Raw genomic sequence first — 25012 nt, forward strand, 5'->3', positions numbered from 1 at the left:
ACACGATACGGAGCACGCCATGAACCAGCCCTCCTCGCGCCCCTCCGCGCCCACCCGCCGCACCGTCGTCCTCGCGGGCGCCGGAACGGCCGCCGCCCTCCTGACCCCGGCCCTCACCGGATCGGCGGAGGCGTCCACCGCCCCCTCGGCGAAGGCCGCGTCCCAGCCGTTCGCCTCCTACTGGTTCCCCGACTCCGTGCCGGACGGCACCCCGGGCGAGGGCGTCACCTGGCGGAGCCTGAAGGCCTGGCGCGCCGAGGCCGACCCCGACCTGCCGTTCAACACCGCGACCGTCCCGCTCGCCGCCCGCTTCACCCCGGTCCCGGTGAACACCACCGCCCGCACCGACCAGGCGCGCATCTCCTCGCTGGTCGCCTTCGGGAACACCGCGGGAAACCCGTCGCAGGGCTCCGCCACCGCCGACCACTACGCCCTGAGCCACTGGGCGTACATCGACGAACTCGTCTTCTGGGGCGGCTCGGCGGGGGAGGGTCTGGTCCTCGCACCCAACGCCCCGGTCGTGGACGCGGCGCACCGCCACGGCGTCCCGGTCCTCGGCACCGTGTTCCTGCCGCCCGTGCACCACGGCGGCGAACTGCGATGGACGCGCGACCTCGTACAGCGTGACGGAACGGGTCGGTTCCCGCTGGCCGCGAAGCTCGTGGAAGTGGCCGTCGCGCACGGCTTCGACGGCTGGTTCATCAACGCGGAGACCGAGGGCGGGGACGCCGCGCTCGGCTCCGAGATGCTCGCCTTCGTCACCGACCTGCGGGCGCGCAGCGACGCCGCCGGCCTGCGCGTCACGTGGTACGACGCGATGACGGTACGGGGCGAGGTCGGCTGGCAGGGGGAGCTGAACGCCGAGAACACGGCGCTGTTCGAGGAAGCGGACTCGATGTTCGTGGACTTCCGCTGGACACCGCGGACACTCACCGCCTCCGGTGCGAACGCCGAGGCCGTGGACCGGAGCCGCTACGACCTGTGGGCGGGCGTCGACGTGGAGTCGAGCGGCTGGAACAAGGCCGTCGACTGGGACGCGATCATCCCCGCCGACGGGCCGCACACCCTCTCGTACGGCTTCTACCGGCCGGAGTGGACCCGCAGTCAGCTCCCCCAGGGCCGCACCCCCGCGCAGTTCCACGCCGCCGACCAGCGGTTCTGGACCGGATGGTCCCTCGACCCGTCCCGGCCGGACCGCACGGACACCTGGCGCGCCCCCGCCACGGCGGTGGCCGACCGCTCCACCGTCGGCCACCTGCCGTTCGCCACCACCTTCAACACGGGTCACGGCCTGCGCTGGTACGAGAACGGCCGGGTGGCCTCGGCCGCCGAGTGGAACCATCTCGGGCTCCAGGACCGGCTGCCGGGCCGCCGCTGGGTCGTCCGTACCGACGGCAGGACCCCGTCCGTCGCGTTCGACTTCGACGACGCCTGGCGCGGTGGCAGCAGTCTTCTGGTCGACGGCGACCTCGACGCCCCGGCCACCGTCGAGCTGTACGGCACCCGCCTGCCGCTCTCCCGGCGCACCGTCGTCGAGCTCACCCACCGGACGGACCCGGGATCAGGCCCGGTCACCGTCGAACTGGCCGTCGCACTGCACGAACCCGACCGGCCGGGTGACCCGATCGCGTACACCTATGTCCCGGCGGGCGAACTGCGGGCGGGCGGCACCGGCTGGGCCACCGCCACCCTCCGGCTGAGCTCCCTGGCAGGGACCGTCCGCGCCCTGGGAGTACGGCTCACGGCGGCCGGCCCGGTGCGCTGGCGGCTCGGCGCCCTGGCCGTCCGCGACGCGGTGGAGGTCCCGTCCGCGCCGGCCGGTCTGCGCATCACCGGCGCGGCCTCGGGCGCCGACGGCACCGGTCTGCGCCTGCGCTGGCAGCGGGCGGCCGGCAACCCGCGCCACTACGAGCTGCACCGGATCCTCCCCGACGGCACCCGGCGCTTCCTCGGCGGCACGTCCGGCACCGCCTTCTTCGTTCCGGACATCCAGCGGGAACCGGGCGAAAAGGCCGCCCGTTTCCAGGTGAGGGCCGTTGGCGAGCTCTACACGACATCCGGCGCCGCCACCACCACGCACCGCTGGTAAGCACCGCAAGCACCCCCCCGCCCGCACCCACCTCACAACGGAGCCACCCTCATGCACGACGACCGCAGCCTGGTCGAAGCCCGTCTGAAGCGCGTCCTCGACGAGCGCATCCGGCCGGCCGTATACCCGGAATCCGTCCCGCTGGACGTCGCCGTATGGAACGCGCCCGGTGAGCCCGTGCCCGTCGCGGAAGGCCTGACCGGTGCGACCGGGCCGATCGCGGTCGGCGACCGGTGGGGCGCTCCGTGGGGCACCTGCTGGTTCCGGGTCTCCGGGACGGTCCCCGAGGCGTGGGCGGGCCGTACCGTCGAGGCGCTGCTCGACCTCGGCTTCGACGAGAACATGCCGGGCTTCCAGTGCGAGGGCCTGGTCTACCGCCCCGACGGCACCCCGGTGAAGGGCCTCAACCCGCGCAACCAGTGGGTGCGCGTGGGCGCTCCGGCGGCCGGCGGCGAGGAGGTGGTGCTGCACATCGAGGCGGCGTCCAACCCCGTCATCCTCGACTACCACCCATTCCTGCCGACCCAGCTCGGTGACAAGGAGACCGCGGGTGACGAGCCGCAGTACACGCTCGCCCGGATGGACCTCGCCGTCTTCGACGAGCACGTCTGGAACCTCGTCCAGGACCTGGAGGTGCTGGGCGAGCTGATGCAGGAGCTGCCTGTCGACGGTGCCCGGCGCTGGGACATCCTGCGCGCCATCGGCCGCGCCCTGGACGCGGTCGACCTCCAGGACGTGAACGGCACCGCGGCCGCCGCCCGCGAGCAGCTCACCGAGGTGCTCGCGACGCCCGCCCAGCCGTCCGCGCACCGCATCAGCGCCGTCGGCCACGCGCACATCGACTCCGCCTGGCTGTGGCCGCTGCGCGAGACGGTCCGCAAGGTCGCGCGTACGACGTCCAACATGACCGCGCTCCTGGAGGACGAGCCCGACTTCGTCTTCGCGATGTCGCAGGCCCAGCAGTTCGCCTGGATCAAGGAGCACCGCCCCGAGGTCTACGCCAAGGTCAAGAAGGCCGTGGCCGAGGGCCGGTTCGTGCCGTCAGGCGGCATGTGGGTCGAGTCCGACACGAACATGCCCGGCTCCGAGGCGATGGCCCGCCAGTTCGTGCACGGCAAGCGCTTCTTCCTCGACGAGTTCGGCATCGAGAACGACGAGGCCTGGCTGCCCGACACCTTCGGTTTCGCGGCCGGCCTGCCGCAGATCATCAAGGCCGCGGGCTCCAAGTGGCTGCTCACGCAGAAGATCTCGTGGAGCCAGACCAACAAGTTCCCGCACCACACCTTCCAGTGGGAGGGCATCGACGGCACCCGGATCTTCACGCACTTCCCGCCCGTCGACACGTACAACTGCTCGATGAAGGGCAGCGAGATCGCCCACGCGGCGAAGAACTTCAAGGACAAGGGCGTCGCCCAGCACTCCCTCGCCCCGACCGGCTGGGGCGACGGCGGTGGTGGCACCACCCGCGAGATGATCGCCAAGGCCGCCAGGATGCGCAGCCTCGAAGGCTCCGCGACGGTGACGTGGGAGACCCCCACCGACTTCTTCACCAAGGCGGAGGCGGAGTACCCGAACGCACCGGTGTGGGTCGGCGAGCTCTACCTGGAGCTGCACCGCGCCACGCTCACCAGCCAGGCGAAGACGAAGCAGGGGAACCGCCGCAGCGAACACCTGCTGCGGGAGGCCGAGCTGTGGGCCGCCACCGCGGCGGTGCGGACCGGCTCGGTCTACCCGTACGAGCAGTTGGACCGGATCTGGAAGACGGTGCTGCTGCACCAGTTCCACGACATCCTGCCCGGCTCGTCGATCGCCTGGGTGCACCGCGAGGCGGAGAAGACGTACGCGGCCGTCGCCGAGGAGCTGAACGGCGTCATCGACGCCGCGCAGCGGGCACTGGCCGGTGACCCCGCGCCGGGGGAGGTCCTCGTCTTCAACTCCGCCCCGCACGCGCGCGGCGGAGTCGCCGCCGGTGCGGCGGCTGCCGTTTCGGCCGGCAGCGTCCAGGCGGCCGCCCCGCGCGAAGGCGGGGGATACGTGCTGGACAACGGGCTGCTCCGGGTGGAGATCGACGCCCGCGGACTGGTCGTCTCGGCGTACGACATCGGTGCCGAGCGCGAGACCGTCGCGCCGGGCCGGGCCGCGAACCTGCTGCAGATCCACCCCGACTTCCCGAACATGTGGGACGCCTGGGACGTGGACGAGTTCTACCGCAACACCGTCACGGACCTGACGGACCTCGACGAGCTCACCCCCGTCGAGGCCGGGGGCGCCGCGTGCGTACGGATCGTCCGCAGTTTCGGCGACTCGAAGGTCACCCAGCTGCTGACCCTCGCACCGGGCGCCAAGCGGCTCGACATCGACACCGAGGTCGACTGGCACGAGACGGAGAAGTTCCTCAAGGCGGCGTTCCCCCTGGACATCCACGCCGAGCGGTACGCCTCCGAGACGCAGTTCGGGCACTTCTACCGGGCCACCCACACCAACACCAGCTGGGAGGCCGCCAAGTTCGAGGCCTGCAACCACCGCTTCGTCCACCTGGAGGAGCCGGGCTGGGGCGTGGCGCTCGTCAACGACTCGACGTACGGCCACGACGTGACCCGTACCGTCCGTGACTCCGACGCCGGCACGACCACCACCGTGCGGGTCTCGCTGCTGCGCGCCCCGAGGTTCCCCGACCCGGAGACCGACCAGGGCGTCCACCGCTTCCGGCACGCCCTGGTCCCCGGTGCGGCGATCGGTGACGCGGTCCGCGAGGGCTTCCGCATCAACCTGCCCGAGCGCCGGGTCAGTGGTGCCGGGGAGGTGTCCCCGCTGGTGGGCGTCGACAACGAGGCGGTCGTCGTGAGCGCGGTCAAGCTGGCGGACGATGCGAGCGGCGACCTCGTGGTGCGCCTCTACGAGTCCACGGGCGGACGCGCCAGGGTCCGTCTGGCCACCGGCTTCGAAGCCGCCGGCGTCTCGGTGTGCGACCTGTTGGAGCGGCCGCTGACCGATGCGGCCGCGCCTCAACTCAGCGAGAGCGCAGTGCAGTTGGCGCTGCGGCCGTTCGAGCTGATCACGCTGAGGTTCGCGCGCGGCTGACCTCTTCGCTCTCCCCCCGCCCCCGGGCCGGGGGGAGAGCGAGGCGCCGGCCCCGAGGCGTCGTAGCACGGAGCGACGAATATCTGTAGCCGCAAGCATAGAATTCTGTGCAATGTGCGGTGAAGGTTTATGACGCGCCGGGCGGAGTGTAATTACTTGCCGCGCCCGCTCGCATTCATTGTGCTACTGTAGATCTCAGTTGCAGTTGTGGTTCCCAAAGACTCCAAGTGCTCTCCTCGGCTAAATGGGCCGGTGGGTGCGCTTTTGTATTTTCCGGCTCATTATCCGGATGGGGTAATCATCGCGGCGACGCGGGACTGGCACAGTGCCAGCCCCCGGGCTCTGCCCCAGAAGGAGATAAAACATGGCTACTGGCACCGTCAAGTGGTTCAACGCGGAAAAGGGCTTCGGCTTCATCGAGCAGGATGGTGGCGGCGCTGACGTCTTCGCCCACTACTCGAACATCGCCGCCAGCGGCTTCCGTGAGCTGCAGGAGGGCCAGAAGGTGAACTTCGACGTCACGCAGGGCCAGAAGGGCCCGCAGGCGGAGAACATCACCCCCGCGTGAATCTGATGACACCGGCGCTTACGCGCTGAGTGCGCATCCACAGCTGGGGCCCGCACCTTGGGTGCGGGCCCCAGCTCGTTGCTTTTCCGGGTCCGCCCCCGTGCACGCCGTGCCGGTACCACCGCCACGAGCCGCCGGGGAAGCGCACAGGACCCACGCTCTTCACCATGCGGCGGACGATCCGCCATGGCTCCCGGACCACCGGTCCGCCGGAGCCCCGTGACGTGACCCGCAGGCCCGTTCGGTAGGCCGGCTCGTTCCGTCATTGCGAAGCGCCGGACCCGGTTCACCCGGGCCCGTATCGGCTCAAGACCGGCTGCCGGGCTTCGTTCACGTATGCCAACGGCCCGTTCTTGCGATTCTTGTGCCGCTCGTCGCCGCAATGAATTCCTCGATACGCGCCATATCGAGGAAGGTTCCGTATGAACCGCGACCGCACAGCCCGCTCCAATGACCGTTTCTCCCGTACCCGCAGCGGTGGAGCCTCCACTTCCGGCGGCTCCCGCTCGGGCGGCGGCTTCCGCTCGCAGGCCCCGGGCCGCCAGGGTGGCGGACAGGGACGCTTCGGCGCCCCGGCGCAGCGCTCCGGTGGCGGCTACGGCCGCCGGCCCGCCGCCAAGCAGGGCGAGTTCGCCCTGCCGACGACCATCACCCCGGGACTGCCCGCCGTCGAGGCCTTCGCTGATCTGGACATGCCCGCTCCGCTCCTGTCGGCGCTCGCGAACGAGGGCGTCACCGTGCCCTTCCCGATCCAGGCGGCCACGCTCCCGAACTCGCTCGCCGGCCGTGACGTGCTCGGCCGCGGCCGCACCGGCTCCGGCAAGACGCTCGCCTTCGGCCTGGCCCTGCTGGCCCGCATCGAGGGACGGCGCGCCGACTCCCGCCGCCCGCTGGCCCTGGTCCTCGTCCCCACCCGGGAACTGGCCCAGCAGGTCACCGACGCTCTCACCCCGTACGCCCGCTCGCTGAAGCTGCGGATGGCCACCGTCGTCGGCGGCATGTCGATCGGCCGGCAGTCCGCGGCGCTGCGCGGCGGCTCCGAGGTCGTCGTCGCCACCCCCGGCCGGCTCAAGGACCTGATCGAGCGCGGCGACTGCACCCTGGACCGGGTCTCCATCACCGTTCTGGACGAGGCCGACCAGATGGCCGACATGGGCTTCATGCCGCAGGTCACCGAGCTGCTCGACCAGGTGCAGCCGGAGGGCCAGCGGATGCTGTTCTCGGCCACCCTGGACCGTAACGTCGACCTGCTGGTCCGCCGCTACCTGCACGACCCGGTCGTCCACTCGGTCGACCCGGCCGCCGGTGCGGTGACCACGATGGAGCACCACGTGCTCTACGTCCGCGGCGCCGACAAGTACGCCACGACGACGGAGATCGCTGCCCGCGACGGCCGGGTGATCATGTTCCTCGACACCAAGCACGCCGTGGACAAGCTCACCGACCACCTGCTCAGCAGCGGGGTACGGGCGGCGGCGCTGCACGGTGGGAAGTCCCAGCCGCAGCGCACCCGGACCCTGACGCGGTTCAAGACCGGACACGTCACGGTGCTGGTCGCCACGAACGTCGCGGCCCGCGGCATCCACGTCGACAACCTCGACCTCGTCGTCAACGTCGACCCGCCGAGCGACCACAAGGACTACCTGCACCGCGGCGGCCGCACCGCCCGGGCCGGTGAGTCCGGCAGTGTCGTCACGCTGGTGCTGCCCAACCAGCGCCGCGAGATGACGCGCCTGATGTCCGACGCCGGGATCACCCCGCAGATCGCCGAGGTCCGCTCCGGCGAGGCCGAGCTCAGCCGGATCACCGGTGCGCAGGCGCCCTCGGGCATCCCCGTCACCATCACCTCGCCCGCATCCGAGCGCCCCAAGGGCGGCTCCTCCTCCCGCGGCCGGCGCAGCCGCCCGGCTCAGGCGCGCCGCTCCTCGTCGTCCGCGTCGTCGTCCCAGCCGCGGAGCGGTGGCGCGCCGCGCCGCGCCACCGGCGACCGCGCCGCCTGACCGACACCCGCGTTCCCGCCCTTCCGCTCCCCGAACCCGTTGAGGCACTATGCGCTGCGTCATCGCCCGTTTCCCGTTCGACCTGTTCAAGCACGAGGTCGAGGAATCGATGAAGGGCATCAAGCCCGAACCCGTCACCGGGGAATCGGTGATCATCAGTCGTCGTGTGTACCCGGTCAAGCAGGTGGGTGAGGTCATCACCCGGCAGGACCGCCGCGACTTCTCGGCCGGTGAGGTGACCAGGGCGCTCTCGCGTCTCGGTTTCACCTGCCGGCCCGTCCCGGCCCCCGCCGCGCCGGTGGCGCTCAGTCCCCTGGAAGCGGCGTCGGCCGCACTGGGGACGCCCGGTCAGGACGCCTGAGCCGCACCCGTCGCACCCGAGGCCCGGTCTCCCCGCGAGGGGGGGCCGGGCCTCGGCGCGTGCGCGGTGTCAGGTCCAGAGCGCCTCGGCGAGCGTGACCCCGGCGAACGCCGCGCCGAGACCCGCGACCACGCTCGCCCCCGCGTTGGCCGCCGCGTAGAACCGCGCCCCGCCCTCGGCCAGCCGCAGCGTCTCGTAACTGAACGTCGAGTACGTGGTCAGCGCTCCGCAGAGCCCCGTCCCGATCAGCAGCTGCAGGTGCGAGGACGCGGCGCCGGCCGCCACCGCGCCGGTCAGCAGGCCCAGCACCAGACAGCCGCTCACGTTCACCGTGAAGGTCCCCCACGGGAAGACGGTGTCGTGCCTGGTCTGCACCGCCCGGTCGGTCAGATACCGCAGCGGGGCACCGACGGCCGCTCCGACGATCACCAGCAGCCAGTTCACCCGCGCTCCCCGGAATCCCGCTCCGGGTGGACGATCTCGCAGGTGTCCAGCGTGACGGGGCCGTCGCCGGTCAGTTCGGCGATCCGTGGCAGGAACGCGCGGACCTTCGCCTCCGTGTCCACGATCACCACCGCCACCGGCAGGTCCTCGCTGAGCGACAGCAGCCGCTGGGTGTGGATCATCGAGGAGGCACCGAAGCCCTCGACGCCCCGGAACACACTGGCTCCCGCCAGTCCCGCCGCGTGCGCGCGGTGCACGATCTCCGTGAAGACCGGGCGGTGGTGCCAGGTGTCGGACTCGCCGACCAGGACGGTCAGCCGCAGGCCCGGCTCGGTGCTCGGCGTCGTCATGGCTGCCTCCACGCGAGTGCGCGGCGCGTCAGCCACACCGCGCTCCACACCGCCGCGAGGGCCGCGAGCAGTGTCAGTCCCAGATAGGCGAGACCGGTACGGGCCCGGCCTCCGGCGACGAGGCGTTCGATGTCCACGGCGTACGTGGAGAACGTGGTGAACCCGCCCAGCACCCCGGTGCCGAAGAACGGCCGCACCAGACGGTGTGCCGTCCACGCTTCGCTGATCACCACCATGAACACGCCGATCACCGCGCAGCCGACGACGTTCACCACGAGGGTCGTCCAGGGGAAGCCGCCCGTCGGGGTGGGCCACAGGAGCGCCGCCCCGTAGCGGGCGGAAGCGCCCGTCGCGCCGCCGAGCGCAACCACCGCGACGGCGGCGGTCTGCGGGTTGCGGGACATCGTGGCCACACGTCTCCTGGTCGGCGGATGCGCTCTCCTCAGAATATCGCCCGGGTGCTGCAGGGACGTGGCGGCCCGGGGGCAGCCCTTAGGGCAAGGCCGTGAAGTTAGGGCTCGGGGGACGCCAACGTGTGGGGTCTGATCTGGTGCGATCCGGGACGTGAGAAGCGGAGCCCCGGTAGAACTGGCAGTCGACCAAGACAGCCGTTCACAGCACCGGAGGCTCCGCTGTCCGATCAGTGTGTCATCACGCGTGAAATCACGGTAGCCAAGGGCCTGTTCGCTCCTGGGCATCTGGGGGAACTCACCCGGATCGTCCCGTTCGAGATGGTCGATGCGGCCCTTGTCGAAACGGGTGCGGTCCAGCAGCGGCTGCGGAAGATTCCTGCCCGGGTGGTGGTCTACCTGCTGCTGGCCGCGGCCCTTTTCGACGACTGCGGCTACCTGGCAGTCTGGCGCAAGCTCACCGCCTCGCTGGAGGCGATACCGGTCGCGAAGGTCACCGGCACAGCGCTCTGGAACGCCCGGACCCGCCTGGGGGCGCGTCCCATGCAGGCCCTGTTCGACCTGTTGCGCGGGCCCGCGACAGCGATCCGTACCACCGGCGCCCATTTCAAGGGCCTGCTGACCGTCGCGATCGACGGCACCTGCCTCGACGTCCCCGACAGCCCACTGCACCGGGCCCGTCTGGGCGGGATCACCAACCAGTACGGGACCTCCGGCTACCCGCAGATCTGCCTGACCGCGCTGGTGGCCTGCGGCACCCGCGCGGTCCTGGACGCTGCCTTCGGCCCCCGCTCCAGCGGCGAGACCGCCTACGCCAAGCAACTGGCCCGCTCCCTGCACGCGGGAATGATCGTCCTTCTCGACCGGGGCTTCTCCGGCAATCCGTTCCTGACCGCCGTCGCCGGCACCGAGGCCGCCTTCCTGGCCCGTATCTCGGCCGCCCGCAAGCCCCCGGTCCTGGCCCGCTTCGACGACGGCTCCCACCTCTCCCGCTTCGGCGGTCTCGAAGTCCGCATCATCGAGTGCGAGATCACCATCATTACCAGCCAGGGCCGCACGACCGGCCTCTACCGGCTGGCCACCAACCTCCTCGACCACCACCGATACCCGGCATCCAACCTGGTCAGCCTCTATCACGAGCGATGGGAAGTGGAATCCGCCTACTTCGCGATCAAGAAGTCGATGCTGGGCCGACGAGTCCTGCGCTCTCAGACCTGGGCAGGCATCACCCAAGAGGTCTATGCCCTCCTGAGCGCATACCAGGCCCTGCGGATCGCGATCGCCGACGCCACCGGGACCACACCCGGAGCAGACCCCGACCGGGGAAGTTTCAGCGTCGCACTACGATGCGCCCGCGATCAGATCGTCCGAGCCGCAGGCATCATCGCCGACTCCGTCATCGACCTCGCCGGAACGATCGGCCGAGCCGTCCTGGACCACCTCATGCCCGCCCGCCGCCTCCGCGTCAGCCCCCGAGCGGTGAAACGACCCATATCCCGATACGCATACAAAAGCCTCAGAGTCGACCGGCACACCTACACAGCGACCCTCAACATCAAGATCTTGACGCCAACGACCAAGCCTTAACTTCACGGCCTTGGCCCTTAGGGTTGCCGGGTGTATGCCAACGGGGAGTTGCAGAAGGCAGCGGCGGGGGATGTCGGGCGGGGCGGTATCCCCCAGCAGCGGGGCGGGGCTCAGGGCCGGGAGGCGGAGGTCCGGCAGCCGTGGTGGCGGCGCAACCTGGTGCCGGTCGTCGCCGTGGCCGTCGTGATCCCGCTCTACGCCGTGTGGGCGGCCGTCCTGGCCACCGGCGGTGGTGACCTCGCCGCGCAGCTGGCCTGGTCGGGGTTCACCGCCCGCCACCCGGGCTCGGCCTACAACCTCTCCTGGTACGGGGGGATGCACACGGCCAACTACAGCGTCTTCTCCTCGTACGTGATGGCCTTCTTCGGCGTCCGGACGGTGACCGTGGCCGCCGGGATCGCGGGCACCTGGCTCATGGCCCTCCTCTTCGTGCGCAGGGGGGAGCGGCACGCGCTCCTTCCCGCGCTCCTCGCCGCGCTCGCGCTGTGGTGCAACGTCGCATCGGGGCGTACGACCTTCGCCCTCGGTGTCGCCGTCGGGCTCGTCGCCTGTCTGTACGTCCACCGCTCGGTGACCGCCCTGGTGGCCGGGGCGCTGGCGACGATGGCCAGTCCGGTCGCGGGGCTGTTCCTCGTGGTCGTGGGGGCGGCGTACCTCCTGGACCGGCAGTGGCGGAAGGGGGCGGTGCTGATGGCGCCCTTCTTCGCCGTCGTGGGCGCCACCACGGTGCTCTTCCCGTTCCAGGGCGAACAGCCCATGCACGCCAACAGGCTGTGGATGCCGATCGTCATCTGTGCCGTCCTCGCGGTCCTCGCGCCGGTGGGGCGGGAATGGCGTCTGCTGCGGTACGGCGCGGTGGTGTACGCCGTCGGGGTTCTCCTCACCTTCCTCATCGCCTCCCCGATCGGTACGAACGTGGAGCGGCTGCTCGGTCTGGTCGCGGTGCCCGTGCTGTTCATGGCGATCCTCGCGCTCGTCCGGGAGAAGGCGTGGGTGCGCACGGCCGTGATGGCGGTGGCCCTCGTGCTGTCCGCCAACTGGCTGGCCGACAAGACGGTCGACGACCTCCACGTGTCCACCGCGGTGCCGTCCTGGGCGTCCCGCACGAAGGGTGTGGTCGCCGAGCTCGACCGCCTCGACGCGCGTCTGGGCCGCGTGGAGGTCGTCCCGGCCCGCAATCACCGCGAGGCGGCCGCGCTCGCCCCGCACGTGAACATGGCGCGCGGCTGGAACCGCCAGCTCGACGTCGAACGGGGGCGGCTCTTCTACGACGGGGCGCTGTCCCCCACCGCCTACCGGGCGTGGCTGGACCACTGGGCCGTGGGCTACGTGGTGCTGCACCACGGGCAGCCGGACGGCCCCGCCGAGGCCGAGGCGGCGCTGATCAGGGCCGGTCAGCCCTGGCTGGAGCGGGTGTGGCAGGACGCCGGGTGGACGATCTACCGGGTGCGGGACGCGAGGCCGCTGGTGGAGGCCCCGGCCGAGGTCGTACGGGGCGACGACGCCGAGCTTGTGGTGCGGATGCCCGAGGCGGGCTCGGTGACCGTCCGCCTCGCCCATTCGCCGTGGCTGCGGGTGAGCGGCGTCGACGGTGCCACCGGGGGCTGCCTGCGGCAGGACGGTGAGTGGACGCGGCTGACCGTGCCGAGGGGCGGGACGTACCGGCTGGACTCGGCGTACCGGCTGCCGCGCGGCGGGGGCTGCTGAGGCGGCGTCCCGGGCGCCGCGCGGCACGGACTGCTGAGGAGGGCGTACGGGCGGCCGCGGCGGGGACGCGTGCCCAAGCGGCGCACCGGCCGTGGTCAGTGCCGGCACCCTCGTGTGGCGCGCGGTCCGGACCAGCGGTTTCACCCGATTGGCCACCCTGTCTGCGCACCGGGCGGACAGGCCGCAGGGTGGTCCCATGTGGCTCCGTCACCGACTCTGGCCGGCCGCCGCGGTCCTCCCGCTCACCCTCCTGGTGCTGCGGGACGCCCCGGTGCGCCTCGTGCTGCCCGCGCCGAAGGCCGCGGTGCACGAGCGGGCGCACGGGGTGCCGCAGCCGACGATCGTCACGCGGGCGGGATGGCACGCGAACGAGGGCATGGTGCGGGAGCACGCGGTCTACACGGGCGCGGTGCGGGCCGTCTTCGTCCACCACACGGGGGAGTCCAACACTTACGACTGCGCGGACGTGCCGCGGATGCTGCGGGCGGTCGAGGAGGCCCACATCAAGGGCAACGGCTGGGACGACATCGGCTACAACTTCCTCGTCGACCGGTGCGGGACGATCTACGAGGGCCGGGCCGGCGGCATCACGCGTCAGGTCCGCGGGGCCCACACGACCGGCTTCAACGCCGACAGCGTGGGCATAGCGGTGCTGGGCAACTACGGCCGCGGGGCCCGGGTACCGAAGGCCATCGTCCGGGCTCTCGCCGAGGTGGCCGCGTGGAAGCTGCGGCCGGGGGCCGATCCGCGCGGCACGGTGCGGCTGGTCTCGACGAACGACGCGAGCAGGTACCCGAAGGGCAAGGCGGCCGTGCTGCACGTGATTTCGGGCCACCGCGACGCGTACCAGACCAACTGCCCCGGCGAGGCGCTGTACGCGGAACTGCCCGCGATACGGGCGGCGGCGGCGGCCCTGCGCCAGGCGCGGACCGGCACGGAGGACGCGGAGCCACCGCGCTGAGTTTCGTACTAGTACATAACACTTCTCTGCCTAGTTCAAATGGGCTAGCATTCCGGCATGTCTGCCACGACCCCGCTTCCCGTGACCCTGACCGGCCGCCACGTCCGTGTCGAGCCGCTGTCCCCGGACCACCTCGACGACCTCTTCGCCGCCGGTGGCGGTGACGACGAGGTCTGGCGCTGGCAGGGCGGGCCGACCCCGCACACCCGGGAAGAGCTCGGCGAGAAGCTCACCGAGCTGCTCGCTGCCGCGCGGCGCGGGACCTACGTCCCGTTCGCCGTGATCCACCGTGCGAGCGGTCGGGCGGTCGGCTGGACCACGTTCATGGACGTCGAAGTGGCCGACGAGCGCCTGGAGATCGGCTGGACGTGGTACGGCCGCGCCCACTGGCGCTCGGCGGTCAACACCGAGACGAAGCTGCTTCTGATCGGCCACGCCTTCGACGAACTGGGCATGGGCCGAGTGCAGTTGAAGACGGACCACCTCAACGTCCGCTCGCAGAACGCCATCGCCCGGCTCGGAGCGCGGCGCGAGGGCGTACTGCGGCGCCACCGCCGCCGTCCCGACGGCACCTGGCGCGACTCGGTCTACTTCTCGCTGCTCGCCGACGAGTGGCCCGAGGCGAGGGCCCGCCTGGAAGCCCGTCTCTGACCGTCTGCCGAGCGGTGCACGGTCCGTCTCCGGCACCCGTGACGGGGGGTAGACCCCCGGGCCCGTGTCCACCGCCCGGTGGACACGGGGTTCCACCGGGCGGGGCTGCCGGGCGAAGGGCCCGGCGAACCAGCATGGACGCATGAGAATTCGACCTGTACGCATGGCCCGTTGGAGCGCCCGGCATCCGTGGCGCGCGATCGTCGGCTGGTTCGTCTTCGTGCTGCTGTGCCTCGGCGCGGGGATCGCCGCCGGCAACAACCCCGCCACCACCGAGGACTTCTGGGTCGGTGAGGCGGGGCACGCCGAGTCGATGGCCACCGACGGCGGCCTCCAGCGCCGGCCCACCGAACACGTCCTGATCCGCGCCAGGTCGGGCCCCCTGGACACCGAACAGGCCACCGCCGCGGCCCGCGACCTCACCGCCCGGATGGACGCGCTGCCCGAGGTGGACAGCGTGGCACCGCCCGTCCGCTCGAAGGACGGCACGGCCCTGCGGGTGGCCGTGGTCATGAACGGCGCCGAACTCGACGCCAGGAAGAACGTCGTCCCGCTCCTTGAGCGGACCGCTCAGGTGGCCGCCGCCCACCCGGGCCTCGTCGTGGAGGAGACCGGATCGCCCGCCATCAGCAAGGGCGTCAACGACCAGCGCGGCGAGGACCTCGCCCTGTCCGAGCGCCTCTCCCTGCCGGTGACGCTCGTCATCCTGCTGGTCGTGTTCGGCTCCGTCGTCATGGCCGGCGTGCCGCTGCTGCTGGCACTCTCCTCGATCGCCGCGACGATGGGCCTGGCCATGCTGGCCTCGCACCTGATGCCCGACCCCGGAGTCGGAACCAACATGATCCTGCTCATGGGACTCGCGGTCGGCGTCGACTACACCCTCTTCTACCTCAAGCGCGAACGCGAGGAACGGGCCCGGGCAGCCGGCCGGCTCGGCCCCGAGGCGCTCGTGGAACTCGCCGCCGCGACGGCGGGCCGGGCCGTCGTCGTCTCCGGCCTCGCGGTGATCGTGTGTACCGCCACGCTCTACCTGGCCACCGACGTCATCTTCTCCTCGCTGGCCACCGGCACCGTCCTCGTCGTCGCCGTGGCCGTCCTCAGCTCGCTCACCGTGCTGCCCGCCCTGCTCGTGAAGCTCGGCCACCGCACCGAACGCCGCGCCGCGAAGAAGGCCGCCCGGCGGGCGAAGCGCGGTGCTCCGGTCCGTACGAAGGCCGCGAAGCCCGACAACGGCCGGATCTTCGGCGCCCTCCTGCGCCCCGCGCAGCGCCACCCCGCGATCACCCTGTGCGCATCGGTCCTGGTCATGCTCGCCGTGGCGGCGCCGGCGCTGGGCCTCAAGCTCGTCGATCCCGGCCGGGACACCTTCTCCCGCGACATCCCGGCCATGCGGGTCTACGACCGGTTGACCACCGCGTTCCCCGAACTCCTGGTCAAGCACGAGGTGGTGGCCCGGAGCTCCCCGGCACAGGCCCCCGAGGTGAGGAAGGCCCTGAGCGAACTCGGCCGGACCGCCCAGGCTGACCCGCTCTACGCCCGCACCGCCCAGCCCGTCGTGCGGACCTCCGCCGACGGCCGGATCAGCGTGCTGGAACTGGCGGTGCCGCACCCGGCGCCCTCCGACGAGGCGATCACGTCGCTCGACCACCTGCGTCACCGCTACATCCCGGCCACCGTCGGTGAGTTGGCGGCGGTGGACACGGCGGTCAGCGGTGACGTGGCCCGGGGGCAGGACTATGTGCACCACGAGAGGAGCAAGCTGCCGCTGGTGATCGGATTCCTGCTGCTGCTCACCTTCCTGACGACCGCCGTGGCCTTCCGCTCCACCGTCATCGGCCTGCTCGGAGTCGTACTGAACCTGCTCTCCGCGGCCGCCGCGCTCGGTGCACTCGTCCTGGTCTTCCAGGGCACCTGGGCACAGGGCCTCCTGGACTTCGACTCCCTCGGCGCCATCGCGTCCAGGGTGCCGCTCTTCCTCTTCGTGCTCCTCTTCGGTCTGTCGATGGACTACCAGGTCTTCGTCGTCAGCCGCATCAAGGAGGCGATGGAGCACGGAAAGACGGCCCGCGAGGCGGTGACCGACGGCATCGCCCGCTCGGCCAAGGTGGTGACGAGCGCGGCGCTGGTCATGGTCACCATCTTCGCGGCCTTCGTCTTCCTGCACCTCACCGAGATGAAGCAGATGGGCTTCTGCCTGGCGGTGGCGGTCCTGCTGGACGCCGTGGTCATCCGGATGATGATCCTGCCGTCCGCCCTGCTCCTCCTCGGCGAGCGCGCCTGGCGGCCGCTGCGCCCGTCGCGCCGCAAGCGCGCCGGCGGCGCCCCGTCCGCCCCGGCCGGCCGGACCGTCCCCCACGTAGGCTGACGGCCATGCTTCAACGGCCCCAACGCGGTGACCCCGTCTGGGTATGGGTGCTCCACGGGTGGGCGATCACCGCCTGGGGGCTGATCGCCCTGGTCACCCTGATCACGATGCTGGGCGGCGCCCCGACGGACCGCAAACTCGGGATCCTCGCGCTGACGGCCGTGCTCGCCCTCTGCTACGCACAGGTGCGCAGGCCCCCCGGCGACCGGCTGCCGGGGGGATACGGATACCTCGGTGTCCTCGTCGTCGTGCTGGGGCTGCTCTCGTACCTCGGTGACGGCTACGGCGTCTTCTACGCCGTGACGCTCTCGCAGTTCGTCGTCTTCGCGGACAGCCCCCGGGGCGTGATCCTGTGCAGCGGCCTCGGTGCCCTGGCGATCACCGTCGGCGGCAGCCTCCGCGAGGGCGGGCAGGCGGAGGCGTTCCTGGGCAACACCCTCTCCTCCCTCGGCGTCTGGGCGGTGGCCGTGGGCATGGCGCTGCTGACACCCAGGGCGCTGGCGCAGCGTGACGAACGTGCGGCGCTGCGCGCCGAGTTGAAGGACACCCAGCTGGAGCTGGCGGAGGTCTACCAGCGCCAGGGCGCGGCAGAGGAACGAGAGCGTCTCGCCCGGGAGATCCACGACACCCTCGCCCAGGGCTTCGCCTCCATCATCGTGCTCGCCGAGGCGGCCCGGTCGCAGCTGGCCGTGGACGTCCACCGCAGCGCCCAGCAGCTCCAGTCCATCGAGCAGACGGCCCGGGAGAACCTCGCCGAGGCTCGGGTCCTGGTCGGCGCCGCCCCCAGCAGTGGCGTGGCCCCCGGGTCGCTCGCCGCCACCCTCCGCCGCACCCTGGCCCGCTTCACCGAGGACACCGGCCTCGACGTGACGGCGGACCTCGCGGACATCGTCTGCGACCAGCCGACCCGGATCGCCCTTCTGCGCTGCACACAGGAATCCCTGGCCAACGTCCGCAAGCATGCGGCGGCGAGCACGGTCGGCGTGGTCCTGACGCAGGGGGCCGACGCCGTCGAGCTGGAGATCACCGACGACGGTCGCGGGTTCGCCGTCGAGGACTCCCGGGGCTCCGGCCTGGACGGCATGCGCAAACGGCTCGCCGAGTTCGGCGGCGGCCTGACCGTCACCAGCTCGCTCGGTGACGGCACCCGAATCCTCGCGACCATCCCGCTCGCCCTCGACGGTCAGGTGTGACATGACAGCGACCACTGAGATCCCGCTGCGGATCATCCTTGCCGACGACCACACGGTGATGCGCGCCGGACTTGTCGCGCTGCTGTCCTCGGAACCCACGGTCGAGATCGTGGGCGAGGCGGGCGACGGCCGCGAGGCAGTGCGCCTCGTCGAACGACTCCGCCCCGATGTGGCGCTGCTGGACCTGCGGATGCCGGTCCTGGACGGGGTGGGCGCCACCCTGGAGATCGTCGCGGGTGAGGCCCGTACCCGGGTGCTGATCCTGACCACGTACGACACCGACGCGGACATCGAGCGGGGCGTCGAGGCGGGCGCCACCGGCTACCTCCTCAAGGACGCCACCCGCGAGCAGTTGGTGGAGGCGATCCACTCGGCGTCGCGGGGCGAGACGGTCCTGGCCCCTCGGGTGGCGCAGCGCCTGGTGGCCAGGATGCGCCGGCCCGAGCCCGTCACCCTGACCGCCCGCGAGTCCGAGGTGCTCCAGGCGGTCGCGGACGGCCTGTCGAACGTGGAGATCGGCCGCCGGCTGTTCATCGGCGAAGCCACGGTGAAGACCCATATGCTGCGGATCTTCGCCAAGCTCGACGTCAATGACCGCACGCGTGCGGTGGTGGTCGCGATGAACGCGGGTCTGCTGCAGGGGCGTTAGGGCGGGTCCGGGGCGGACTGGGCCCACCCCGGACCGGCCCCGTGGTCAGCCGGTGGCGCAGGCCGCCCCGCCGATCGTGAACGCGGTGGGTTTCCCGGTGTTCCCCGAGTGGGTCGCCTGGAAGCCGATCTGGACGGTGGCACCCGGTGCGACGGTCGAGTTGTACGGGAGACCGGTGGCGGTCACCGCGCCGCCGGCCGGGCTGTAGTTGGCGCCCCAGCCGGAGGTGATGGTCTGGCCCGCCGGCAGGGTGAAGGCGAGCGCCCAGTCGGTGAGGGGTGAGGTGCCCGTATTGGTGAGGGTGATCGTCGCGGTCAGTCCGGTGTTCCAGGCGCTGGTGGTGTAACCCACCCGGCAGCTGCCCGGGGTCGGGTCGGTGCCGGGGCCCGGGTCGGTCGGCGCCGTGGAGTCGAGGCCGAAGAAGGTGATGGCCCGGGCCGCCATCCCGGAGGCCGGCAGGGTGTGACCCGCGCCCTGGACGCTGATCGCCTCCACCGGGGCCTGGTCGCCGGTGCTGCCGTAGCGCGTACGGGTCCAGCCCGACTGCGGGCTGTCGGTGGAAGCGGGTGTCCGGCTCACGCCCAGGACATCGGTCCACTGGTCGATCTCTTCGTTGAAGTTCGGGTACCTCAGCGTGGCGTCCTCCGTACCGTGCCAGACCTGCATGCGGGGCCGGGCGCCGGCGTAGCCGGGGTACGCGGCCCGGACCAGGCTGCCCCACTGCTGCGGGGTCCGGTCGACGGTCCCGTTGGCACAGGCGCTGTTCCAGCCGGATCCGTCGCTGGTGGCGAAGCACGAGTGCGGTACGCCCATGAAGGCGGCGCCCGCCTTGAACACGTCGGGGTAGTTGCCCAGCAGGACGTTGGTCATCATCGCGCCCGAGGAGGCGCCGGAGACGAAGACCCGCCCCGGGTCGGTGCCGTAGCGCTGCTGCACGTAGCTCACCATGGACCTGATGCCGACCGGGTCGCTGCCGCCGTCCCGCTTGAGGGCCTGCGGCGAGGAGACGTCGAAGCAGTTGCCGCTCCGGGTCGCCGACGGGTAGATCACGATGAACCCGTACCGGTCGGCGAGCGAGGCGAACTCCGTACCCGAGTAGAAGGCCGGACCCGAACCGGTGCAGTAGTGCACCGCCACGAGGACGGCCGGCCGCTCACGGACGCCGTCCGGTACGTACAGGTGCATGCGCAGACCGCTGGGATTGCTGCCGAAGCTCGTCACCTCGGTCAGTGCGGCGGCGGACGCGGGAGGTGCCACCGCGAGGAGGAGCGCCGAGACGAGGGGGAGGACACAGCCGAGGAGCGCGGTGAACAGTGCTCCCGGTGACCGCCGCGGCCTCGCCCGCGAGGGCACTCGTAGCGTCGATACGGCTGGTGTCGCGGCGACCGGTGGGTGCGCGGACCTCTCGGTCCCAGATCGGCCGGTCCTGGATCTGTTGGTCATGTCCCTGTCCTTCCTAGACTGCCCGCTGTGAAGGGTTTGCTGTTGCGGCTGTCGGCGCTGGACGCGGACGCCGCCACCGCCGTGCGCGTGATCGCCCACTTCGAGGCGCTGCTCGGCAGCGGTCCGGATCCGGTGTCCCTGGTGCGGTCCACCGCGGGTCTGGCCGGGTGCCCGGCGGGGCTCGAACTCCCCGACGGGCGCACGGCACGTTTCGGGCCCGACGGGACGGCCCTGGCCGGAGCGGCGGGGCATGTCTCGGGGCGGGTGGGTCTGGAGCCGTCCGGTGCGGTCTGGCTGGAACGGGCGGGCGCCCCGGGCCCGTTCGACGAGCTCGTCCTGGAATGGATGGCCATGACCGCGCGGGTGCTGGCCGGCAGGCCGTGGCAGCCCCAGGTGCTCCGCGCAGCCGATCCCGCCCTGGTCGAGCTCGTCCTGTCCGGCCGTGAGGACGCCTCGGACCGGGTCCGCGCGCTGCGGCTGCTGGGCCTTGCGCCGGAGGCGGAGCTGCGGGTGGTCGCGGTGGCCGGGCGGCCCGGAGCGGACGCCGGGGTGGAGGCGGTGGCACTGCTGGGACGCGGGGCGCTGCGGGGCACGGTGCGGGTGGCGCGGGTCGGTGCGCTGGGCGCGGTGCTGGTGCAGCGTGCGGGCGGGGGCGAGGCCGGTGCGGCGGCGGAGCTGCGGGAGGCGCTGCGGGCGCGCGACCGGGAACGGGGTGCGTCCCGTAGGCCCGCGCACGGTATCCGCGTGGGCGTCGGCGGCGCGGCGGACCCGCTGGACGCGCGGACCTCCTGGGCGCAGGCGCGGGCCGCCCTGCGGTTCGCGGTGGCGGACACCCCGCAGGACGCGGTGGCCGACCACGGCGAACTCGGTCCGGTCGCCCTCCTGGCGGAGATCCCGGCCGATCGGTTGCGGGCCCAGGAGGACGTACGGAGGCTGGGGAGACTGGCCTGCGGCGAGCCCGGCGAACGGGCCGGGCAGGGCAGCGATCTGTTGGCGGCTCTGGCCGCGTTCTGCCGTACGGGCACCCTGCGACAGGCGGCGGCCGAACTGCACCTGCACCACAGCTCGGTGGCGGCACGGCTGGCGCGCGTGGAGAAGGAGTTCGGCTGGAACCTGCGTGATCCGCAGGACCGATTCCGCGCCCAACTGGCGCTGTACGCACTGCGGTTGGCGGCTAACTCGGCCGACGCCGCCGAGGCGTCCGGGGCGGTTGATGCCGGGGCCTGACGGCGGCCCGTCGTCCGCGTGCTCCTCGTCGCCATGTCATCGCCGCCCAAGTGCCGTGCCCAGCACGTCGATCGCCTCGTGGGTGGCGTCCCGGATGACGGCGGCGTGTTCCACGGCCCACGCCCCGTGGAACGTCCCCGGGAGCAGGCGGATCCGGGTCGGTACGGAGGCGCTCGTCAGGGCGTGGGCGTAGTCGACGCCCTCGTCCCGCAGCGGATCGAACTCCATGACCGAGATGTACGCGGGCGGGAGCCCGGCCAGGGCGCCGGCCGCCGCACGGGCGGGGGCGGCGTACGCGGGGACCGCGTCGGTGGCGCGTACGCCCGCCCCCAGGTAGGCCTCCCAGCTGAGGCGCGCGTTGTGCCGGTTCCACACCGGCGTATCGGTGAACAGCCGGGCGCTCGGGGTCTCCAGCCGGTCGTCGAGAGCGGGGCTGCACAGGTGCTGGAAGCAGGCTGCGGGCCCGCCGCGGTCCCGGCAGAGCAGCGTCAGCGCGGCGGCGAGGCCCGCGCCCGCGCTGTCCCCCCACAGAGCGATGCGATCGGCCCGGATGCCCAGGGCGCCGGCGTTGTCCGCCAGGGCGCACAGTCCCGCGTAACAGTCCTCCAGGGCCGCGGGGAAGGGGTGCTCGGGCGCGAGCCGGTAGTCGACGGAGACGACGAGTACCTCCAACTCCCGGCACAGCATCAGGTTCCAGTCGTGGTCGACATCCGGTGACCCCAGGACGAAGCCGCCGCCGTGCATGCCGTAGACGACGGGGAGCGGGCCGGCGCCCCGGGCGCGTCGCTGCGGTCGGTAGACGCGCAGCACCACGTCCGGGGCGCCGGGCGGGCCGGGGGCGACGAGTTCGCCCACGTCGACTCCAGCGGTGTCCGACGCGGGCAGGACCGCGGCCAGTTGACGGGCCTGGGCGGCTCGGGCGGCGGCCAGATCGGTGATGTCGACCTCGGGCATCATCGCGAGTGCCGCGGCCAGCTCGGGATCGAAAGTGTGCGGTGAACGCATGTCTCTCCTCCGGTCCCGGACGAGCCCCGTGGGGTGGTGATGCGACGCTCTCACGTCGTGTTCCCGCAGGTCATCAGACGTACGTCGGGATATGTGGCACCGGTGCCCGACGCGGCGGCGTTTCTCGTCGTTCCGGCGGTTGGCATTTCACCCGGTGAGCGCGCCGATGTGGCGGGTGACCTGGGAAGACGTGGAGACGGTGAGGCGTGACGACCCTCTTGACGGAGGGCGGGGAGCCTCTCTACATTCTCCCCGCTCGATCGCGAGCGCATCCGAAACTTTCGACCACGACGGGCGAGCCGCACGGGCCCGAGCGCCCGGAGGGGTGAGCCGTCGGTACGCGGAACCGAGGCCGGCATTGACCACCAGCAGGAGCACCGCAACCGGAAGTGCCACCGTCATCGCCGCCGGGCAGCGCGCCCGCCGCGGGACGCCCCTGCTGCCCAACGGCGGGTCGAGCCCGACCGCGCCGGCGGTCCCGGGGGCCGCCCGGGCGGAGGAGGCCGGCACCGGCATCGTCGAATCCACCCGGCGCGGTGGCAGGGCGCTCGCCCTGACCTTCGACGACGGCCCGAACCCGACCGACACCCCGCGGCTCCTGGGGGTGCTGCGCAGGCACCGGGTCAAGGCGGTGTTCTGTCTGTGGGGCGACCACGTCAGGGAGCACCCGGAGCTGGTGCGGGCGATCGTGGCGGGCGGCCACACCCTGGGTAACCACACCATGCACCACGAGGACCTGGCCTCCTGGGCGCCGGAACGGATCCGGGCCGACCTGGCCGCGGCCAACGCCTTGATCCAGCAGGCCGCACCCGGTGCGCCTATCCCCTACTTCCGTGCTCCCTACGGCAGTTGGGGGCAGAGCGCCGAGGTGGCGAGCGGCCTGGGGATGCAGCCGCTGGGCTGGCGGCTGGCTGTCGGGGACTGGGAGCCGCCGGACACCGGCGAACTGGTCCGCCGGATCGAGGAGGGGATCACCCCGGGCTCCGTGGTGCTGCTGCATGACGGCGGGGGCGATCGCAGCCGGACGATCGCGGCCGTCGACCGCATCGTGCCCGAACTCAGGGCGCAGGGCTGGCGCTTCGAGCTGCCGGCCCGGAGCGGGTGACCCCGGTCCGGCCGGTGCTCGGCCTCCCTCGTCGCTGAAACCGTTGCGCCGACGCCGCCCACGCCCGGCGCGAGCAACCAACTACAGCGCTTCCGGGCCCCGTTCGCCCGTACGCACCCGCACCACCGTGTCGACCGACTGCATCCAGACCTTGCCGTCGCCGATCCGGTCGGTGCGGGCGGCGCGCACCACCGCGTCGATGACCGGTTCAGCCTCCGGGTCGGCGACGAGGACCTCGATCCGGACCTTGGGGACCAGGTCGACCCGGTACTCGGCGCCCCGGTACACCTCGGTGTGGCCGTGCTGCCGCCCGTAGCCGCTGGCTTCGGTGACGGTGAGGCCTTGCACGCCCAGGTCCCGCAGCGCGGTCTTCACCTCGTCGAGGCGGTGCGGTCTGATGACGGCGGTGATGAGCTTCATGGGGCGGGGTTCCTGTCCTTGGAGAGCGGCGTCGGCCGGGAGGCCACGGCTTGCGGAGCGCCATGACCCAAAGCGCCGTGATCGTAGGCGCTCTCCGCGTGCAGTGTCTGGTCCAGGCCGGTGAGCTCCTCGTCCGCGGAGGCGCGCAGGCCCATGAACCGGTCGACGGCCCTGCCGGTCGCGTACGTCATGAGGAAGGTGTACGCCGCCACCGCCAGTACGGCCACGGCCTGCCGGGCGAGCTGGCCGAAGCCGCCTCCGTAGAGCAGCCCTTCCGTGCCCCCGGTCATGGTGGCCGTCGCGAACAGGCCGATGAGCAGGGTGCCGACGATGCCGCCGACGAAGTGCACGCCGACGACGTCCAGCGAGTCGTCGTAGCCGAAGCGGAACTTCCACGCGACCGCGTACGAGCAGACGACACCCGCGGTGAGTCCGACGGCGGCGCCGCCCAGGATGCCCACGGTGCCGCAGGCGGGGGTGATGGCGACCAGTCCGGCGACCGCCCCCGAGGCGGCGCCGAAGGTGGTGGGGTGGCCGTCGCGCTTCTGCTCGACGAAGAGCCAGCCGAGCAGCCCGGTGCAGCCTGCGACCAGGGTGTTGAGGACCGAGGCGGCCGCCAGACCGTTCGCGCCGAGGGCGGAGCCGCCGTTGAAGCCGAGCCAGCCGAACCACAGCAGCCCCGCGCCGAGCATCACCATGGGCAGGTTGTGCGGACGCATCGCGTCCTTCTTGAACCCGATGCGCGGCCCCACGACGAGCGCGAGCGCCAGCCCGGACGCCCCGGACGCGATCTCCACGACCAGCCCGCCGGCGAAGTCGAGGGCGCCCAGCGCATCCTTGATCCAGCCGCCGGGGCCCCACACCCAGTGGGCGACGGGGGCGTACACGAGCAGGGTCCACACGGGGACGACGACGAGCCACGCGGCGAACTTCGTACGGTCCGCGATCGCACCGCTGATCAGCGCCGCGGTGACGATCGCGAAGGTCAGCTGGAACGTGGTGAACAGCAGGGTCGGCACGCTGCCGGTCACGGAGTCGGGCCCGATGCCGGCCATCCCGACGTGCCGCAGATCCCCGACGAGTCCGCCGAACGCGTCGTCACCGAAGGCCAGCGAGTACCCGGCGAGCAGCCAGACGACGGTGACGAGAGCGATCGATACGAAGCTCATCATCAGCATGTTGAGTACGTTCTTCGTGCGCACCATGCCGCCGTAGAAGAGGGCGAGCCCGGGTGTCATCAGCAGAACGAGTGCGGTGGCGGCGAGCAGCCAGGCGGTGTCGCCTGTGTCGATGCCGGCCGCGGCCACGGTTACGGGGGTCACGGGGGAGTCCCTCCTCGGGGCGCGTGCGGTGCGGGCGACTGAGAGCGTGACCGGTGCGCGTTTCGTCGGAGGGA

21 protein-coding genes are annotated in these 25012 nt (G+C 72.0%); 14 read left to right on the plus strand and 7 right to left on the minus strand.

What is annotated here, in order from left to right:
- Nucleotides 1-19 precede the first annotated feature (19 nt).
- The 5 genes from OG538_RS18820 (at nucleotide 20) to OG538_RS18840 (ending at nucleotide 8099) form a co-directional block, all read left to right on the plus strand.
- Complete coding sequence (locus tag OG538_RS18820; protein WP_406095060.1) at nucleotides 20-2089, plus strand: endo-beta-N-acetylglucosaminidase; 2070 nt, start codon at nucleotides 20-22, stop codon at nucleotides 2087-2089.
- 51 nt (nucleotides 2090-2140) lie between these two features.
- Nucleotides 2141-5170 (plus strand): alpha-mannosidase, encoded by a 3030-nt coding sequence (locus tag OG538_RS18825; RefSeq protein WP_406095062.1) that lies wholly within the window; start codon nucleotides 2141-2143, stop codon nucleotides 5168-5170.
- A 364-nt stretch (nucleotides 5171-5534) separates the two neighbouring features.
- Complete coding sequence (locus tag OG538_RS18830) at nucleotides 5535-5738, plus strand: cold-shock protein (RefSeq protein ID WP_015609674.1); 204 nt, start codon at nucleotides 5535-5537, stop codon at nucleotides 5736-5738.
- Nucleotides 5739-6160: 422 nt separating this feature from the next.
- On the plus strand, nucleotides 6161-7738 hold the full coding sequence (locus OG538_RS18835) for a DEAD/DEAH box helicase (RefSeq protein WP_406095065.1): 1578 nt from the start codon (nucleotides 6161-6163) through the stop codon (nucleotides 7736-7738).
- A 49-nt stretch (nucleotides 7739-7787) separates the two neighbouring features.
- On the plus strand, nucleotides 7788-8099 hold the full coding sequence (locus tag OG538_RS18840; RefSeq protein WP_406095067.1) for an SCO5918 family protein: 312 nt from the start codon (nucleotides 7788-7790) through the stop codon (nucleotides 8097-8099).
- A 69-nt stretch (nucleotides 8100-8168) separates the two neighbouring features.
- On the opposite strand, the gene crcB (OG538_RS18845) is transcribed toward OG538_RS18840, so the two are convergent.
- The 3 genes from crcB (OG538_RS18845) to crcB (OG538_RS18855) are packed head-to-tail and all read right to left on the minus strand — an operon-like array spanning nucleotide 8169 to nucleotide 9297.
- Entirely contained in the window at nucleotides 8169-8543 is a 375-nt protein-coding gene (gene crcB, locus OG538_RS18845; protein ID WP_406095069.1) for a fluoride efflux transporter CrcB, read from the minus strand.
- The gene (locus OG538_RS18850) at nucleotides 8540-8893 is read right to left on the minus strand and encodes a DUF190 domain-containing protein (RefSeq protein WP_406095071.1); all 354 of its coding nucleotides are present in this window, start codon (nucleotides 8891-8893) and stop codon (nucleotides 8540-8542) included. Before OG538_RS18850 ends, crcB (OG538_RS18845) begins: the two co-directional genes overlap by 4 nt.
- Nucleotides 8890-9297 carry a fluoride efflux transporter CrcB gene (gene crcB, locus OG538_RS18855; RefSeq protein ID WP_406100209.1) on the minus strand — a complete coding sequence of 136 codons (408 nt, stop codon included), beginning with the start codon at nucleotides 9295-9297 and terminating at the stop codon, nucleotides 8890-8892. The genes OG538_RS18850 and crcB (OG538_RS18855) overlap by 4 nt, the downstream gene beginning before the upstream one ends.
- A gap of 294 nt (nucleotides 9298-9591) precedes the next feature.
- Here crcB (OG538_RS18855) and OG538_RS18860 point away from each other — a divergent pair, with 294 nt between their 5' ends.
- The 7 genes from OG538_RS18860 (at nucleotide 9592) to OG538_RS18890 (ending at nucleotide 18416) form a co-directional block, all read left to right on the plus strand.
- Nucleotides 9592-10890 (plus strand): IS4 family transposase, encoded by a 1299-nt coding sequence (locus OG538_RS18860; RefSeq protein ID WP_406100211.1) that lies wholly within the window; start codon nucleotides 9592-9594, stop codon nucleotides 10888-10890.
- Nucleotides 10891-11049: 159 nt separating this feature from the next.
- Complete coding sequence (locus tag OG538_RS18865; RefSeq protein ID WP_406100212.1) at nucleotides 11050-12597, plus strand: hypothetical protein; 1548 nt, start codon at nucleotides 11050-11052, stop codon at nucleotides 12595-12597.
- Nucleotides 12598-12793: 196 nt separating this feature from the next.
- Nucleotides 12794-13558, plus strand: a complete 765-nt coding sequence (locus OG538_RS18870; protein ID WP_406095073.1) for a peptidoglycan recognition protein — start codon at nucleotides 12794-12796, stop codon at nucleotides 13556-13558.
- Between the two features lie 57 nt (nucleotides 13559-13615).
- Complete coding sequence (locus OG538_RS18875; RefSeq protein WP_406095075.1) at nucleotides 13616-14209, plus strand: GNAT family N-acetyltransferase; 594 nt, start codon at nucleotides 13616-13618, stop codon at nucleotides 14207-14209.
- A gap of 142 nt (nucleotides 14210-14351) precedes the next feature.
- Complete coding sequence (locus OG538_RS18880) at nucleotides 14352-16574, plus strand: MMPL family transporter (RefSeq protein WP_406095077.1); 2223 nt, start codon at nucleotides 14352-14354, stop codon at nucleotides 16572-16574.
- Nucleotides 16575-16579: 5 nt separating this feature from the next.
- On the plus strand, nucleotides 16580-17767 hold the full coding sequence (locus OG538_RS18885; protein ID WP_406095079.1) for a sensor histidine kinase: 1188 nt from the start codon (nucleotides 16580-16582) through the stop codon (nucleotides 17765-17767).
- A 1-nt stretch (nucleotide 17768) separates the two neighbouring features.
- A complete protein-coding gene (locus OG538_RS18890) occupies nucleotides 17769-18416 on the plus strand; it encodes a response regulator (RefSeq protein WP_406095081.1) in 648 nt (215 codons plus the stop codon).
- Nucleotides 18417-18461: 45 nt separating this feature from the next.
- On the opposite strand, the gene OG538_RS18895 is transcribed toward OG538_RS18890, so the two are convergent.
- The gene (locus OG538_RS18895; protein ID WP_406095083.1) at nucleotides 18462-19769 is read right to left on the minus strand and encodes a PHB depolymerase family esterase; all 1308 of its coding nucleotides are present in this window, start codon (nucleotides 19767-19769) and stop codon (nucleotides 18462-18464) included.
- 117 nt (nucleotides 19770-19886) lie between these two features.
- Between OG538_RS18895 and OG538_RS18900 the strand changes: the two genes are divergently transcribed.
- Nucleotides 19887-21086: a PucR family transcriptional regulator gene (locus OG538_RS18900; RefSeq protein WP_406095085.1), complete on the plus strand. Its 1200-nt coding sequence runs from the start codon at nucleotides 19887-19889 to the stop codon at nucleotides 21084-21086.
- 36 nt (nucleotides 21087-21122) lie between these two features.
- On the opposite strand, the gene OG538_RS18905 is transcribed toward OG538_RS18900, so the two are convergent.
- Nucleotides 21123-22091, minus strand: a complete 969-nt coding sequence (locus tag OG538_RS18905) for an alpha/beta hydrolase fold domain-containing protein (RefSeq protein ID WP_406095087.1) — start codon at nucleotides 22089-22091, stop codon at nucleotides 21123-21125.
- Between the two features lie 358 nt (nucleotides 22092-22449).
- On the opposite strand from OG538_RS18905, the gene OG538_RS18910 reads away from it, so the two are divergent.
- On the plus strand, nucleotides 22450-23196 hold the full coding sequence (locus OG538_RS18910) for a polysaccharide deacetylase family protein (protein ID WP_406095089.1): 747 nt from the start codon (nucleotides 22450-22452) through the stop codon (nucleotides 23194-23196).
- Nucleotides 23197-23277: 81 nt separating this feature from the next.
- On the opposite strand, the gene OG538_RS18915 is transcribed toward OG538_RS18910, so the two are convergent.
- Nucleotides 23278-23616, minus strand: a complete 339-nt coding sequence (locus OG538_RS18915) for a P-II family nitrogen regulator (RefSeq protein WP_406095091.1) — start codon at nucleotides 23614-23616, stop codon at nucleotides 23278-23280.
- On the minus strand, nucleotides 23613-24938 hold the full coding sequence (locus OG538_RS18920) for an ammonium transporter (RefSeq protein ID WP_406095093.1): 1326 nt from the start codon (nucleotides 24936-24938) through the stop codon (nucleotides 23613-23615). Before OG538_RS18920 ends, OG538_RS18915 begins: the two co-directional genes overlap by 4 nt.
- Between the last annotated feature and the right edge of the window lie 74 nt (nucleotides 24939-25012).

The organism is Streptomyces sp. NBC_01013 (assembly GCF_045162765.1).
Classification (GTDB): Bacteria; Actinomycetota; Actinomycetes; order Streptomycetales; family Streptomycetaceae; genus Streptomyces.

Bases quoted from the DNA above. Each gene is read 5' to 3' on its own strand.
- OG538_RS18915 (WP_406095091.1), bottom strand. From the start codon at position 23,616: ATGAAGCTCATCACCGCCGTCATCAGACCGCACCGCCTCGACGAGGTG.
- OG538_RS18880 (WP_406095077.1), top strand. From the start codon at position 14,352: ATGAGAATTCGACCTGTACGCATGGCCCGTTGGAGCGCCCGGCATCCG.
- OG538_RS18830 (WP_015609674.1), top strand. From the start codon at position 5,535: ATGGCTACTGGCACCGTCAAGTGGTTCAACGCGGAAAAGGGCTTCGGC.
- OG538_RS18840 (WP_406095067.1), top strand. From the start codon at position 7,788: ATGCGCTGCGTCATCGCCCGTTTCCCGTTCGACCTGTTCAAGCACGAG.
- OG538_RS18850 (WP_406095071.1), bottom strand. From the start codon at position 8,893: ATGACGACGCCGAGCACCGAGCCGGGCCTGCGGCTGACCGTCCTGGTC.
- OG538_RS18870 (WP_406095073.1), top strand. From the start codon at position 12,794: ATGTGGCTCCGTCACCGACTCTGGCCGGCCGCCGCGGTCCTCCCGCTC.
- OG538_RS18885 (WP_406095079.1), top strand. From the start codon at position 16,580: ATGCTTCAACGGCCCCAACGCGGTGACCCCGTCTGGGTATGGGTGCTC.
- OG538_RS18820 (WP_406095060.1), top strand. From the start codon at position 20: ATGAACCAGCCCTCCTCGCGCCCCTCCGCGCCCACCCGCCGCACCGTC.
- OG538_RS18825 (WP_406095062.1), top strand. From the start codon at position 2,141: ATGCACGACGACCGCAGCCTGGTCGAAGCCCGTCTGAAGCGCGTCCTC.
- OG538_RS18875 (WP_406095075.1), top strand. From the start codon at position 13,616: ATGTCTGCCACGACCCCGCTTCCCGTGACCCTGACCGGCCGCCACGTC.
- OG538_RS18835 (WP_406095065.1), top strand. From the start codon at position 6,161: ATGAACCGCGACCGCACAGCCCGCTCCAATGACCGTTTCTCCCGTACC.
- crcB (WP_406100209.1), bottom strand. From the start codon at position 9,297: ATGTCCCGCAACCCGCAGACCGCCGCCGTCGCGGTGGTTGCGCTCGGC.
- OG538_RS18905 (WP_406095087.1), bottom strand. From the start codon at position 22,091: ATGCGTTCACCGCACACTTTCGATCCCGAGCTGGCCGCGGCACTCGCG.
- OG538_RS18890 (WP_406095081.1), top strand. From the start codon at position 17,769: ATGACAGCGACCACTGAGATCCCGCTGCGGATCATCCTTGCCGACGAC.